General features: G+C 37.7%; 11 protein-coding genes. 8 read left to right on the top strand and 3 right to left on the bottom strand.

What is annotated here, in order from left to right:
* The first annotated feature begins 4 nt into the window (after positions 1-4).
* From CJZ72_RS04715 to CJZ72_RS04680, 8 genes are all read left to right on the top strand, one after another.
* Positions 5-1,726 carry a VirD4-like conjugal transfer protein, CD1115 family gene (locus CJZ72_RS04715; RefSeq protein ID WP_095443660.1) on the top strand — a complete coding sequence of 574 codons (1,722 nt, stop codon included), beginning with the start codon at positions 5-7 and terminating at the stop codon, positions 1,724-1,726.
* A gap of 322 nt (positions 1,727-2,048) precedes the next feature.
* Positions 2,049-2,279 carry a hypothetical protein gene (locus tag CJZ72_RS04710; protein WP_081135092.1) on the top strand — a complete coding sequence of 77 codons (231 nt, stop codon included), beginning with the start codon at positions 2,049-2,051 and terminating at the stop codon, positions 2,277-2,279.
* Positions 2,280-2,307: 28 nt separating this feature from the next.
* A complete protein-coding gene (locus tag CJZ72_RS04705) occupies positions 2,308-3,132 on the top strand; it encodes a type IV secretion system protein (RefSeq protein ID WP_081135095.1) in 825 nt (274 codons plus the stop codon).
* Between the two features lie 13 nt (positions 3,133-3,145).
* Positions 3,146-3,499, top strand: a complete 354-nt coding sequence (locus tag CJZ72_RS04700; RefSeq protein ID WP_005875212.1) for a PrgI family protein — start codon at positions 3,146-3,148, stop codon at positions 3,497-3,499.
* Positions 3,496-5,835, top strand: coding sequence for a VirB4-like conjugal transfer ATPase, CD1110 family (locus tag CJZ72_RS04695; RefSeq protein ID WP_095443659.1), 2,340 nt, complete (start codon positions 3,496-3,498; stop codon positions 5,833-5,835). Before CJZ72_RS04700 ends, CJZ72_RS04695 begins: the two co-directional genes overlap by 4 nt.
* Before the next feature lie 975 nt (positions 5,836-6,810).
* The gene (locus tag CJZ72_RS04690) at positions 6,811-9,111 is read left to right on the top strand and encodes a lysozyme family protein (RefSeq protein WP_095444029.1); all 2,301 of its coding nucleotides are present in this window, start codon (positions 6,811-6,813) and stop codon (positions 9,109-9,111) included.
* A 106-nt stretch (positions 9,112-9,217) separates the two neighbouring features.
* Entirely contained in the window at positions 9,218-10,153 is a 936-nt protein-coding gene (locus CJZ72_RS04685; RefSeq protein WP_081135101.1) for a hypothetical protein, read from the top strand.
* A gap of 6 nt (positions 10,154-10,159) precedes the next feature.
* A complete protein-coding gene (locus CJZ72_RS04680) occupies positions 10,160-10,897 on the top strand; it encodes a hypothetical protein (protein ID WP_095443658.1) in 738 nt (245 codons plus the stop codon).
* A 296-nt stretch (positions 10,898-11,193) separates the two neighbouring features.
* Here the strand turns inward: CJZ72_RS04680 and menA are convergent, their stop codons facing one another.
* The 3 genes from menA to pplA form a co-directional block, all read right to left on the bottom strand.
* On the bottom strand, positions 11,194-12,147 hold the full coding sequence (gene menA / locus CJZ72_RS04675; RefSeq protein ID WP_081135108.1) for a 1,4-dihydroxy-2-naphthoate polyprenyltransferase: 954 nt from the start codon (positions 12,145-12,147) through the stop codon (positions 11,194-11,196).
* Between the two features lie 12 nt (positions 12,148-12,159).
* On the bottom strand, positions 12,160-13,260 hold the full coding sequence (locus CJZ72_RS04670) for an FAD:protein FMN transferase (protein WP_095443657.1): 1,101 nt from the start codon (positions 13,258-13,260) through the stop codon (positions 12,160-12,162).
* Between the two features lie 173 nt (positions 13,261-13,433).
* Positions 13,434-14,369: an extracellular electron transfer flavoprotein PplA gene (pplA, locus tag CJZ72_RS04665; RefSeq protein ID WP_081135113.1), complete on the bottom strand. Its 936-nt coding sequence runs from the start codon at positions 14,367-14,369 to the stop codon at positions 13,434-13,436.
* Positions 14,370-14,614 lie beyond the last annotated feature (245 nt).

Raw genomic sequence — 14,614 nt, 5'->3', positions numbered from 1 at the left:
CAACTTGAGAAAAAAACAATATGCATGGATCAGCTTGCATATCGTCATTATTAGCATACTGCTTTATATAGGGAATCGAACATGTTTTTTATTTTTAGCTGAAAAATCAGAAGAGCTTTCTTTTTTAGATAAACTGATGACAGGATTTCTTCAGACTATAGATGAACTGTCAAATGTTTCCTTTCATTTTACTTTTGATACTCGATCATTAGCTGGAGGAGGTTTTTTGACTCTAGCTTACGGATTATTTGTCTTGTATAAAGTGTTCGACGACAAGAATGTCAGACCAGGAGAAGAATACGGAAGTGCACGTTGGGGGAAACCGCGGGACATCTACCCATTCATAGATAAGAAAAAAGATTTTAATATTTTATTGACGAAGACGGAAAGTTTATCGTTATCAGGCAGGATGAAGATAACCGGCAAAGACAATTTCAATCGAAATAAGAATGTTGTAGTTGTCGGAGGTGCTGGGAGTGATAAGACACGGTTCTACGTAAAACCGAATTTGATGCAGATGCACTCTTCTTATGTAGTAAGTGATTCGAAAGGGTTATTATTGGCGGAAACAGGAAAAATGTTTGAAGAAGCAGGCTACCACATCAAAGTATTCGACTTGATCAATCGCCGGGATACACATCACTACAATCCATTCCATTACATAAAAACAGAAGATGATATCTTAAAAATCGTGAACAATCTGATCAAGAATACCTCTAACCCTAACAAAAAAGGGGGCGATGATTTCTGGGAAAAGGCAGAAACGGCTTTGCTTATGGCAATTTTCAGTTATTTGCTCCAAGAAGTGGTGGAAGAAGACCGCACACTAGGCAATGTGATCGAACTGGTTCGGTTAGCCGATATCGAAGAAGATGTTCCAGGCTTTGTCAGTCCGTTAGATGTCTTATTCAATGAGTTAGAAGAAAAAGATCCAACGAATTTTGCTGTAGCGCAATATAAAATCTTCAAATTATCTGGGGATAAGACAACGAAGAGTATCTTAGTGAGTTTAGGTGTACGTATGTCACCATTTGATATTCCAAGTATCAAAGAGTTGGTTTCAAAAGATACGTTGGAACTAGATACAGTGGGCGATGAGAAAACCATTCTGTACATCTTGTTGCCAGATACAGATACAAGTTTCAACTTTTTAGCAAGTATGATGTACCAGCAGCTTTTCGATATGCTCGTGTACAAAGCGGATAATATCTATAAGGGACGATTACCTTGTCATGTACGTTGTATCCTAGATGAATTTGCCAATATTGGACAGATACCCGACTTTGAAAAAGTGATTTCTGTTATCCGAAGTAGAGAAATTTCAACGAATGTGATCTTGCAAAATATCAGCCAGTTAAAGACATTGTATAAGGATACTTGGGAAACCATCATTGGTACAAGTGATGTGTTCTTATACTTGGGTGGAATGGAGCAAAGTACGCATGAATATATCTCTAAACTACTGGGGAAAGAGACGATCGAACAGCGAAATATCAGTGTGACAAAAGGTTCAAATGGTTCATTCAATGAAAGCTTCCAAAAATTGGGGCGTAATCTGATGGACCCTGATGAAGTAGCAAGTTTAAAAGGGCAACAGTGTATCTTAAAAATACGTGGTGCAAATCCATTTTTATCGGAAAAATATGATATTCTCAAACATAAAAATTATAAGAAATTAGGCGATGTAACAGAAAAATATATGTATCTACGCGACTTATCTGCTTAACTTTTTCTACTCTCTTTTTGGTATTTACCGTAAATTGGTCAATTAAAAAGAGAGTTTTTGTGTACAAAATAAAAAATAACAAAAACAACAAAAATAACAGAAAATGATTTTTTGGATTTTGTTAGAGGGATTCATTTCCGATTGATGTATAGACTCAAAAGCAAGAGAACACTCGCTTTTATGAAGAATGAGTGTAATCGAATAAAGAAGTGTTCTAAATTTTCTCAACTTGGAAATAACTGGAGAAAGGATAACAAAAAAGTAGCATATACTAAATGATGGAACACAAAAAAATTACATAGATAAAGGAGTATTTAACATTATGGGCGATTCAGATTTATTGAAACAGGTATTTGATCTAGTATCTAAATTCACATTAGTTGGTGGAGGACTTTGGCTTATTTGGGGGACAATCATTCTAGCTGGAGCATTGAAAGATAAAAATGGCCCTCAATTGCAGCAAGGAATTTGGCAAATTGTTGGTGGTGGGTTGATCTTAGCAGCAGCTGGATGGTTTGGTTCATCCTTTGATTTTAGTTCATTGGTACCATAATTTGATTTGGAGAACAGGAGTTTAATTCATGGAAAAAGCAATAATGAATATCTTCAGTCAAATCATGACCTATTTAAATGGAGAAGATTTACAAAATACGCTTGGACAAAATCTAAGTTCCTATATGTACGATGCATATGATCTGGTAAAAGATCTGCAAACTATTGTAGTAGGACCGCTTGCACTGTCGATTCTTGCTCTTTTTATCCTTCTAGAATTCCAACGGATTTCTTTGAAGGTAGAAGGAGCAGGAGGTGCTCCAATGCTTGGATTTGAGATGATCATCAAGTCATTTATCAAATTTGCAATCTGTTATGTAGTGATTTTAAGGATTCAGGATATCTTAGATGGGATCATCGTTATCACAGCAAACTTATCAGCAAAAATTTTAGCAATAGGAGCGAGTGGAAAAGTACAGGATGTATCAGAGCGAGTAGAACGAGCAGTAAATGCTCTGTCTTGGTGGGAACAAATCGTTGTTTTACTGATCATGTGTATCTTGTTCTTAGTAGCTCTAGTCGTACGGGTATTGATTCAAGTAACAATCTATTTACGTTTTTTAGAATTATACATATTTTCTGCAATGGCACCGATTCCGATGGGTGCATTACCGAGTCAAGAGTTTTCATCAATGACAAAAAGCTTCTTCAAAAATTTTGCCTCCACGGGCCTGCAAGCCACTTTTATCGCCTTGGTTCTTATCATTTACCCAATGATTTTTGCTAGGATCATGAAGGATGTAGGGGAAGGCATGTGGGGGATCATACTAGGATTGACGATCTATATGATCGCTTTACTACTTTCGATCAATAAGACAAAAGGTTGGGCGAAGACGATATTGTCTGCATCGTAACCAAGGAGGAATTATGGCAATAGAAGTAAAAGTACCAAAAGATATCAAAGAATATAAAGAAAAAATAATTGCAGGAATGAATCTAAAGCAATTGTTGTGTTTGACGATTGCTGGGGGTGTGAATATTCTCATTAGTCTGATCTTTGTCGTCTGGCTGAAAATCCCGATGGAAATCACAAGTTGGCTGATGATTTTAGTTTCTATCCCCATCGTATCCTTTGGTTGGTTCAAACGAAATGGTTTGAATTTTGAAACGTATATCAAACATTTATTTAAATACCATCTTTCTGCAGGCGTCAGAAAAAAGAAAGAAGCAGAACCAAAAGATAAGAATGAGCAAACCAAGTTAGGCGGACAAGAAACATGATGAAATTAAAAGGTTTCACATCAGTAAAAAAGACGGATAAATCCACGATGGAGGATACAAAAAAGAAGAGAAAAAAACCAAAGAAGGATCCTAAAGAAATGGATCTACTGCGAGATACTTTTTTATTTCAGGAAATCTATCCTAGTGGTATCTGCCGACTCGATGAGACGACGTATTCGGTCACCATCGAGTTGAATGACATCAACTACCAGTTATCTTCAGAAGATAGTCAGATCGAGATTTTTTCTCAATACTGTGATTTCTTGAACTCACTCAGCAGTAAAACAAAATTGCAACTGACTGTCTACAAGAAAAAAAGACCCTTAGCAGATTTGCAATCTATTCTGTATTATCAGGAAAAAAATGATTTTTTAGATTCTTATCGTGCAGAGATGAATGATATTATTTCGCGTAAGCTAGATGAGGAAAAAAATGGATACAAAAAAACAATTTTATTCACTTTCGTACAAAATCACCAGAAACTCGAGTTTGCAGAAAAAGAATTAGACATGGTGACGGATCGCTTTTTGATGTTTGCAAACCGCTTAGGAAGTCAGGCTAAAAGAATACCTAAAAAGGAATTACTGACGATCCTTTCAGAGATATTAGTGACGAAAGCTACGGCACAGCCAGAAATTGAAGATATTTTACCAGAAGTGATCGAACTGAAGGAAAATAAGAACTATTTGAAAGTCGATCAGCATTATGCAAAGACCGTTTACTTACAGGAGTATCCAGCAGGGTTATCGGATACTTTTATCTATGAATTACTAGAAATCCCTCGAGAACTAGTGATTACCTTACATATCGATCCGCTTGAACAAGATGAGGCTTTTGATTTAGTCAAAACGAAATTGGCCTTCATGGAGCAGCAAAAAGTGGATGAACAAAAGAAAGCATTACAAAATGGCTATGACTTTGAGATGTTGTCGTATGACTTATCTTATTCTTTGACAGAAGCTAAAGGACTAGTAGACGACTTGCAAAATAAAGGACAGAAACTGTATTCAATGACAAGTACAGTCCATTTCCATGCCGATACGGTTGAAAAGTTAACGGAGATCCATGATGAAGTCAATTCGATTGGGCGTCAATTTGGGTTTAAAATCATCGAATTAGAATTTATGCAGGAAGCTGGTCTAAATGCAACATTGCCATTAGGGATCAATCAGATTCCTTTAGATCGGACAATGTCGACTGCGAGTACCGCGATCTTTATTCCATTCACGATTTCCGATTTGATCCAAGAAAATGGGAAATATTATGGGGTCAATGCGATCTCTAAAAATATTCTTTCCCTTGATCGAAAACTATTGAAAGCACCAAACGGTTTTGTATTGGGAACACCAGGTTCAGGAAAAAGTTTTTCAGTCAAACGAGAAATCGTGAATGTTTTATTACGAGATGCAGATGATGAAGTGATCATTATTGATCCAGAACGTGAATACTCAGTGATCGGTCAAAATTTCAATGGAGAAATCATCAAAATTTCTAGCGATTCTGCTACAACGATCAATCCAATGGATATCAATGAAAATTATGGAGATGATACAGATCCGGTCGTTTTAAAATCAGAATTTTTGATTTCTTTATTTGATTTGATCATTGGTGGAGCTCTTGGTTTGAGTTCTACTCAAAAGACATTGATTGACCGAGTTTGCCGACGAACATATGAAATATTGGGAAGTCAAACACCGACATTTATCGACTTTTATACTATTTTGAAAGAACAAGAAGAAGAGGAAGCAAGACAATTAGTGATGGATCTGGAGATCTATATCGAAGGTAGTTTGTCTGTCTTTTCTGCAAAAACGAATGTAGATATTACAAAGTGTTTAGTCATTTATGACATCAAAGATTTAGGAAAACAATTAAAAACAATGGGGATGCTGATCGTGTTAGACCAAGTCTGGAATCGTATCACGACAAATAGAGAACGTGGTGTCCGTACATGGCTGTATATCGATGAGATGCAGTTGCTATTTACCAATGAATACTCTGAGAATTATTTTTTTGAACTGTGGAGTCGTGCCAGAAAATGGGGAGCTATTCCAACTGGTATCACGCAGAATGTGGAAACATTATTACTCTCAGATTTAGCAAGACGGATGCTTTCAAATAGCGATTTCGTCATGATGCTGAATCAAGCAAAATCTGACCGTACGCAGTTAGTTCGATTATTTGATATTTCCGAGGAACAAGAAAAATTTGTTGTCAACTCTCCAGAAGGTTACGGTTTGATGGTTTTTGGCGATACAACGTTGCCTTTTTATGATCATTTTCCTAAAGATACGAAACTCTATAAGATGATGTCGACGAAGCCGGGTGAAACATAAAAAGAATGAAATCAGAAAGGATACGTCATAGTGCCCGATTTGAATGAACAAGAAAACCAAAAAGGAAATGAAAAGAAAAACGATAAGATCATTGATCGCTTAGAGACAGCAAAGAATATTACATCCACCAAAAAAGAAAAAAATGTTTCAAAAAATGAGAAAATCACCACTAGTAAAAGCAAACATCGCAAGGCTGTAATCATTCGGAAAAACCAATCGACTGTATCACGAAGCAAACGAGCAAAAATCAGAATGATGCTCCGAAGACAACAGCAAGCCAAAAAAGGCAACGCACCACTGACAAGTTCGCCAATCAGACGCTCAAAGAATTTAAAGCATAAAAAAATGATACAGGCGCAAGGGAGCAGAAACAAACGGCTTTTTAGGAATCTAAACGCCAGCACCAGAGAAGAGCGAAAGAAACAGCAAAAAATTTATCTGAAAAAAAGTGAGAAATATCAGAAGACGATCGACCGCAACAGTAAATTGTCCAATGACGTAAAAAAGGTCAATACGCAAAAGATCCAACAGAAAAAAGCAATAAAAGCCCGAGCGCTGATCAACAATAAAAAACAGATAGATGGTCGGGTACTTGTAAAAAAACAAAAACCCACTGTCCAGAGTGTTCGGCAAAAGCAAGACCGTAAACAACAACTAATTCTGAAAAAAAAGAAAAAAATAGATACGCAGCATATCATAGCGAAAAAAGAAACGAAGCAACGAACGGCACACAAGCAATATCAAGAAACTGGGAAAAAGAAGCAAGACAAGGAACAAGTTCAAGGAACTTCTCAAAGGAAAAAAAAGCTGTTTTCGAATCGGAGACACCTCCGCAATCAGCAATACGCACAAAAATATGTGCGTGCTTCCGGCAAAAAACAAACCTATAAAAAAAGAAACAAGAAGCAAAAGGTCAACGACCAGTTAAAGAAACAAGTTTCTCCAAAAAGAGGTGCAAAAAACTACTTCAAAGAAATGGTCATTGATAAATTTGGCCGTGACAGTGAGGGGAATTTGAACATTATTGGGATGATCTTGATGTTGGTACTTCTCGTGCCCATTTTGTTGAAGTTGATCATCATCATTGTTATTTTAGAAATCATCATGACGATCATTGCGGTTGTCATGGCGATTTGGGCATTCATCGTAGGTTTGTTTGTTGTTAAAACAGAATCAATGATGATTACAGAAGCCTATGAGTATGTTACCTGGTTAGATGCCAGTAAAAATAAAGAAGTCTATGAACGCTACAATCAGTTGGTGGATAATCCTGAATATGACGAAGTCTATTTTGAAGTGAATAACATTGCTTCTGATCCTGAGAAATTTTCTGTCGTGTCAAATGGCGATAATTATATCTATTATCTCAATGCAAAATATGAGGATTACGATATCGAGGAACGGGCAGTGAATGTCTATATCAAGCGTCTAGCTGAAAACACTGGCACAGAGTTGCCAGCTTCAAAGGTAGCACATGTTCAATTTAAAGATACCCCACATCCATCGTCAGAACTACCAATCAAGATCAATCGAGTGAAGCATGAGATCCATGCAATCCATGACATGACGTATAACTATGAGACGGTCATTGAAAAAGACAAAGAAATCGAAACAACGACAGTGACGATCGATAAAGAAACAGGGGAGGAGAAGACTGAAACCAAAGTAGAAGTAAAAGATGTCGCTACAGTGAAAATCGAGGTCCAGACATTGAATGAAATGCTTGACTCTCAGCCGGAAGTTGAGATCTATGGCTTTAAAGAAGGAATTTTAGAGGAGGAAAGCAACTATGCCTTAGTTGGGACTGTCGATGCCTTCGACGAAGATGAAGTTGATAAATATTATCCAATCATGGAGTTGGATCGTTTTGAATCAAAAATCTTCATGGATAATCCATTAGGTAAAAATACCTATAGTCCAGTTGTTGAAAACTATGGCTATCGGGGAAGAGACGAAGACAAATTGAATATTGAGATCATGTTGGATGCGGAACCTGGTTCACCAGTTTATGCCACCACAGATGAAGAAGTAGATGGAATCAATCGAACGTATAGTGCACAAGATCGCGATGGGAAAATGGTTGAAACACGAAGTATCAAAACGGACACAGGAGACTACTATGCGTTTTATATCAATGTGGACCCTGTAGTAAGAGAAGATCAGGATTTGAAAGCAGGGGATTTGATCGGCTATACAAGGAATACTTTTGGCGGGAATCTGCTGATTGCGATGGAAGAATATCGTTTATTGCATGCAGACCCTGACATCTATCCTGCAATTTTTATCGATAATCTAGTCTTTGCCAGTGATACGAATTTAGCCTATTCCAGTAACAGCGGCGGGTTAAGAGGTGAATTGTTTAATCCACCAGAAAAAGTCGTACAATGGCGCGACAAAGTGTATGAAGAAGCGATAAAAAACAATATTGGTTCTTATGTAAACACGATCCTATCCATTATCTGGGTCGAAACAGGTGGGGATAGCGAACGTTTCTCAGATATCATGGGGATAAATAAAGCGTACTCAGTAGGTGGTGCAGTATATAGCCCAACTGAATCCATTGAAAAAGGCGTAAAATACTTTGCCAGATTATTGAAAAAGACGCAGTCAAATCAATTAGGAGAAATGGCGGCATTACAGGCCTATAGCTATGGGGAAGCCTACTTAGATGACCTGATTCGTATAAGAGGACGTTACTCCTTTGACCATAGTCGCCTGTACGCGCAAGAGAAGAGTCAAGGTGAGACTGTATCTTATAATAGTACCGTTGCTTTGGATCTTGGCTACAATTGGCGTTACACCTTTGGCAATATGTTTTATCCGCAACTTGTCACATATAACATTTCTGCTGACATCGGTAAACTAGTTGAGGTAGCTAAAAAGGAATTAGGTACACCGAATGGGGATAAATATTGGCAATGGGGTGGCTTTGATAAACGCATCGAATGGTCCGCGATCTTTGTTTCTTGGGTCGCTAGTCAGGCTGGCTATCTAGATCAAGGACGCGTGCTGAATACACCAAGTCCATTATTGATGATGAAATGGTACCAAGATAATCGTAAATTCCAAGAACCAACTGCGGATTATATCCCACAAGCAGGTGACTTGATTTTCTTTGATTGGAAAGGTAAAAAAACAGGAAAAGATCACGTGGGGATTGTTGAATATTCCGGTGGAAATATCGTACAAGTCATTGAAGGAAATTCCAATAATCTTGTTCGCCGTAGAACCTATGCGCTAGATAATATGGCTATTTCCGGATATGGTATCCCTTAGCCAAATTAACTTGAACTAATCAAGTAGAAGCATCAGATACACATTAAAGGAGGTGAGTTATTTTCTATTAAGTAAAGAAGAACTTTATTTTTAGAAAGGCACACGTATGATCAATAATTTTTTGGAGACAAAAGCAGGAAAACGGATCGCTGCAGGTTTTGCCGTATTTGTAGTCGTGGTCATTGGCGCTATCATTTATGCGTTCATGACGAAAGAACCTGAGCCAGCCTCGACAAATGAAGATAACGTTGAAAAAACGCAAGAAAGCAGTGAAGTCAGAGGGCAATACGATGCGACACCTTACAGTGGCAAATGGTATTCCAATCGAACAGATGAGATGACGATTGAATTAAAAACGGATGGCACGTATCAAGCCTCTGGTTGGTTATCTAAAGGTACCTATCATTTGATTGATAATGGGGTCATGGTACTGGAGGATAAAGAGGGGAAAACAAAAAAATTCAAGTTGCAAACGAAAATGGGTAGTACAGTCATGTACTTAAAAGAAGATAAAGAAGAAATCTATCTGTATCCAAATGAAGAAGTCAAAGAAAAAATGGAAACAGAGATTTCTGAACAAGCAGAAGCGGCTCAGCAAGTTGTCTCACAAATGTGGATGGACATCTTGCAACAAGAGGAATGGGAAAACAAAACAGATAAACGGACATTCACGTTGACATTCAAAGACGATGAATTTATTCAAAAAAAAATCGAGCAAGGCAAAAAAGAGGAAGAAGTCACTTATAAATATAGAATCGTCTCGATTGACTATGAACAGTCCAGTGCAGTTTTTGTCATGAGTCGAACGGATAGTCATGACCAGAAACAAGATGTAGTCTTTAAAATCAAGGAAGAAGGCTCTAAGTATATTTTATTGGGGAACCCAGGTACTTTTGACTGGATCACTACCTTTGAAAAAAGTTATGCAGCGGTCACACCTACGCAAGATGGCACCACGCGATCAGATACAGTGAAGAAAACCACTGAAACGGTTGATAAAGATGGAAACAAAGTGATAATTACCGAAAAAGTTAAGGGGTGAGGATAGATGGAGGATAAAGAAGTAGACAAAACCCAACAGGTCATGTTAAAGGGGTACTTAGGTATTGCCAAGTTGGCGTTGAAGCTTACTGTGTATTTTTTTAAAAAGAAAATACCCCAAAAAATCAAAAACGGTATCGTAAGCCTAACAAGTAAAGCAAAAACCGGGGTTCAACAATTGAATCAGTGGCGTAAAAATCGTCAAGTCACTAAACAACCAAATCAGACGATGAAACAAGTATTAGACAAAAAACAACCTGCACAAAAACTAATGGGAAAAGAATCAAAGGCACTAATCAAAAAAAGAGAGATGCCTCTTTTATCCAAAGCAACTAGTCGAGAAAGAGTAATCAATCCCTTTCAACATGCAATGAATAAATTCAATCAGCTACTGATGAAAGGTGCAAAATTTGTTTTACCTTTGTTGCCAAGGGTTATTCGTAATGCCGTATTAAGGAATAACACAGTAACTCGTGACCGGGGTACCAGAGAATTGGGAACAGCAGTGAAGGATTCCAAGGCTATTCCAGCACGCACAGAAAAACTCCAAATAAACAATACGATTGCAAAACCGGCACATGCACAAATGTTACAAAATAATGTACCAAAAAAATATAAGCCACTTTCTGAACTAACGACCCATGCTAGAAAGATATCTGCCATCAACAATAACAAGGCGAAAGAGGTAAGCCGAGCTTTACCACAGCGCCGTACGTCTATACCTACTATCAATACAGGACGTTAGGGAGCAAACGAAAAACGACGATCAAAGGACAAATCGGGTGACTTGTACGATTTGTAAACAAAAAGTAGATGAGAAATCACGGTAGAAGTGTGTAACTTCTTATTTCGTGGAGTTGTATCCCCACCATTTATTCATTTTTAGAGCATGAGACAAAAGTATTTCTTACTTTTGTCTCATGCTCTTTTTTTTCGAAATTTCCGAAAAGCCTGACTTTTGGACGCCGTTTATTTGTGCGTCTGTAGCAAACCTGATTTTTAGATTTGTTCCAAATTTTCTTTGATTAAAATGGGTTTATTTTAAAGAGATTGGAATAAGATCGTCAACAATAAGCCTACCACGTAGCTACTATTGAAGAGGACCATATTTTTAATGGAGTAGCTGAAACTAACGGGTTGTGGCAGAGTTTGTTTAAAAGCCTGCAAATTTTTATAGACTTTTGGCAAGGTAAAGAAGGTTACGATTATCGGCAACTGATACACGCGGCTGAACAACCCTAATAAGATGACAAGATAGCAAGCATACATCAAGAGTTGGAACAAAACGATGCCCACTGGCCGACCGATATAAAAGACTAGTGTATACCGGTGGTTTTCAATGTCACGGTCTAAGTCACGTAGATTGTTCGCTAACATGATGTTAGCGATCGTGAATATCAGTGGAAGGGAAGCCAAAAAGATCGCTAAGACTGCCCATAGATTGCCTTCTAAGCTAAAGTGTCCAGTAGCAAGTGAAAGGGACAAATCAAATACGTTTGTATTGTGCGTGTTGACATAGACGACCATGGCAAAGATTCCTAGCCCCATTGTTACACCACTGAAAATCTCACCTAACGGCATACGAGATAAAGGAATCGGACCAAATGTATAAAAGATACCGATGAAACAGCAAGCCGCCCCCATCAACAATAGAAGGAGCCCCGTTTTAGCAGTTAGAATGAGACCGATGATCAGAACAAAAAGGATCATTCCTAAAATCATATTGCGAACCAACTTGGGGGAAGTCCCTGTACGTCCGATCACATTTTCTTCGTATTTATAAACAGCGGAATGGGCTTTTTCGTAGTCCATATAATTGTTGATAGCTGTTGTCGCCAAATCAAAGACGAGCATACCGATAAAAAATAATACGGTGTTCAACCAATGTATCTCATGAAAAAAAGCGATAGAGAATAAAACCCCTATCGCAAAAGGAAATACACTAGCTACCTTAGTCCGTAGTTCGACTACTTCTAAAAAGATTTTTAGTGTCATGTTTCTTGCTCCTTATTTCAGTTCTGAGCGATCGCCCATCGTATATTTTGAGTCTTTATCCAGTTTAAATGTATCTTTGATTGGATCTGTCACGTATACTTTATCTTCTTTTGTGACAAAAATCGCTTCAGTACCATTGTTCAATTCACTTTCAACGTATTCAAGACCCTTTTTCACACCCATTGAAAAGACAGCCGTTGATAAGCCATCACCATCAATTGATTTATCTGTGATGATCGTGACGCTTGCGATGTCATTATCAAAAGGATAACCAGTTTTAGGATCAAATAAATGATGGTACTTTTTACCGTCTACTTCTAAGTAGCGTTCATAGATACCAGATGTAATGAGTGTTTTATTCCGTTCTTCGATTGTTCCTAATACAGATCCGCGTGCTAGATTAGGGTCTTGGATACCGACTGTCCAGTCTTGATCTTTCCCTCTAGGACTATGACCTAGAACATAAACATTTCCACCTAAGTCAACGATCGCTGTCGTCACACCTTGTTTTTTCAGTACTTTCACTACTTCATCTGTGATGTATCCTTTAGCGATCGCTCCAAGGTCAATGATCATCCCTTTTTCTTTGAGATAGACAGTCTTGTCTTGATCGTTCAATTCGATTTTATGGTAGTCGACTAATTTCAATGCTTGGTCGATTTCTTCTTGAGAAGGTTTTCTTGCATCATCAAAACCAATACGCCACAGCTGAGTGATAGCACCGATCGCCATATCAAAACCACCTTGGGAATCTTCGCTGTATTCATAGGCTTTCTTCAATAACCCATAGACATCATCAGAAACTTTCACCGGCTTGATACCAGCTTGCTGATTGACTTCATCGATTTCTGAACCTGGTTGGTTGATCGTGATTTTATCACCCAACTCTTTTACTCGATCAAAAGCTGGTTTTAAAGCAGCTTCTTTTCCTTCATCGTAGACACGGATCCGGACATACGTACCTAATAGGAATTGTTCATCTGAATAAGGATCTTTTAATATTTTATTTGTCGTAGTACTTGTTGTTGTGGCTTTATTCGCTGAAGTACTACAACCAGCTAACGTCAATAGGCATAGCAAAGCGACGATAGGGAGTAAGCGTTTCTTTAACATGTGTTTCCTCATTTCATCAGTGGCAAGAAGGGTATAGCAAAACAAAAAATATTCTTTCAGAAATAAGCCGAAATATCACAAAAATTTTTCAAAGAAAATTTCGGATATCTCGGCTTGGATTTCAGAAAAAAACTATTGTTGAGACAGCTTCTTCCACATTTATTTCTAGTTGATTATTTTGTTACGATGTTGTCAACTTCGATTGTTTGTGTATCGCCTTTTTCAGCTGCATTCACTAATTGTTGTGCGTACATAATGAATGAATGTGAGCTGTGAGTAGCACCAGTAACTACTTCTACGTCAGCAGGTGAACCATCTTCTTCGCCCATTGCTTTGACAAGTTCGTCGTTAAGTGTAGGGATGTAAGTTTTAGGTTCAGTACCACTTTTCGCTTTCATATTTTCGTTGTATTCTGTGTCATCTTGTTTTGATTTGCCATCTTTGTCGATGTAATCAAATTTAGAATCCGTTACTTTACCGCCAGCTACAGTCATTTCGAATTGTACGCGGTAGCCGTTAGAGTAGTTCTTTTCTTCTAATTTGTAAGTACCGTCTTTCAAGTCAGCACCATTGTCGATTTCAATCGTATCTGTGTTACCAGCTTGAGCTGCTTGGATCAATTGTTGTGCATAGTTTTGGAAGCTTTCTGAAGAGTGAGTAGCACCAGTGACTACTTCAACACCGCCAGCGCTTTGAGCTTTCACGAATTGTTCGTTTAATTCTGGGATGAATTTTTCTGGACTAGTGCCAGCTTTTGCATCCATATTTTTATTGTATTCTGCATCTTTTGTTTTTGAGTCGCCTTTTTCGTTGATGTTGTCATATTTAGACTCAGTGATCTTACCATCTTTTACGACCATTTCAAAAACTGCGCGGTAGCCATTAGAGTAATTTTTTTCTTCCAATTTATATGTGCCATCTTTCAACTCGCCACCAGCGACAACTTTTGCTGAACTTTCAGTTGTTGCGCTTTCAGAAGTTTGTGCTGTTGAAGCTTCAGATGAACTTGAGCTGTTTGAGCTTCCATTGTCATCTGCACCACAAGCACCTAACACTAAAGCTGAAAATGCTAAAACTGCAAATCCAGTAACAAAACGTTTGTTCTTCATTTTTAAATCCCACCATTTCCTTTTTTAGTCCACAATTTTCTTTGTGATTCATTATACATTCTAATAGATATTAGCTATAAGTCAACCATTTTAAGCAAATAACTATTATAATCTTACAACCGTTTTCTTTCTGTAAATTTCGTGAAAAAAACGCTTAATAATAAAAATTCAAAAAAATCGAAAAGGAATTAGACAAAAGAACATAACATCTATATAATGTATGGAGATTGTGTAATAGGTATCAA

The organism is Enterococcus durans (genome assembly GCF_002277935.1).
GTDB lineage: Bacteria > Bacillota > Bacilli > Lactobacillales > Enterococcaceae > Enterococcus_B > Enterococcus_B durans.
This window is presented reverse-complemented; position numbering and strand designations above follow the sequence as displayed.

Excerpts from the sequence above, each read along its gene's own strand:
- CJZ72_RS04710 (WP_081135092.1), top strand. The coding sequence starts at position 2,049 with ATGGGCGATTCAGATTTATTGAAACAGGTATTTGATCTAGTATCTAAA.
- CJZ72_RS04705 (WP_081135095.1), top strand. The coding sequence starts at position 2,308 with ATGGAAAAAGCAATAATGAATATCTTCAGTCAAATCATGACCTATTTA.
- CJZ72_RS04700 (WP_005875212.1), top strand. The coding sequence starts at position 3,146 with ATGGCAATAGAAGTAAAAGTACCAAAAGATATCAAAGAATATAAAGAA.
- CJZ72_RS04695 (WP_095443659.1), top strand. The coding sequence starts at position 3,496 with ATGATGAAATTAAAAGGTTTCACATCAGTAAAAAAGACGGATAAATCC.
- CJZ72_RS04690 (WP_095444029.1), top strand. The coding sequence starts at position 6,811 with ATGGTCATTGATAAATTTGGCCGTGACAGTGAGGGGAATTTGAACATT.
- CJZ72_RS04685 (WP_081135101.1), top strand. The coding sequence starts at position 9,218 with ATGATCAATAATTTTTTGGAGACAAAAGCAGGAAAACGGATCGCTGCA.
- CJZ72_RS04680 (WP_095443658.1), top strand. The coding sequence starts at position 10,160 with ATGGAGGATAAAGAAGTAGACAAAACCCAACAGGTCATGTTAAAGGGG.
- menA (WP_081135108.1), bottom strand. The coding sequence starts at position 12,147 with ATGACACTAAAAATCTTTTTAGAAGTAGTCGAACTACGGACTAAGGTA.
- CJZ72_RS04670 (WP_095443657.1), bottom strand. The coding sequence starts at position 13,260 with ATGTTAAAGAAACGCTTACTCCCTATCGTCGCTTTGCTATGCCTATTG.
- pplA (WP_081135113.1), bottom strand. The coding sequence starts at position 14,369 with ATGAAGAACAAACGTTTTGTTACTGGATTTGCAGTTTTAGCATTTTCA.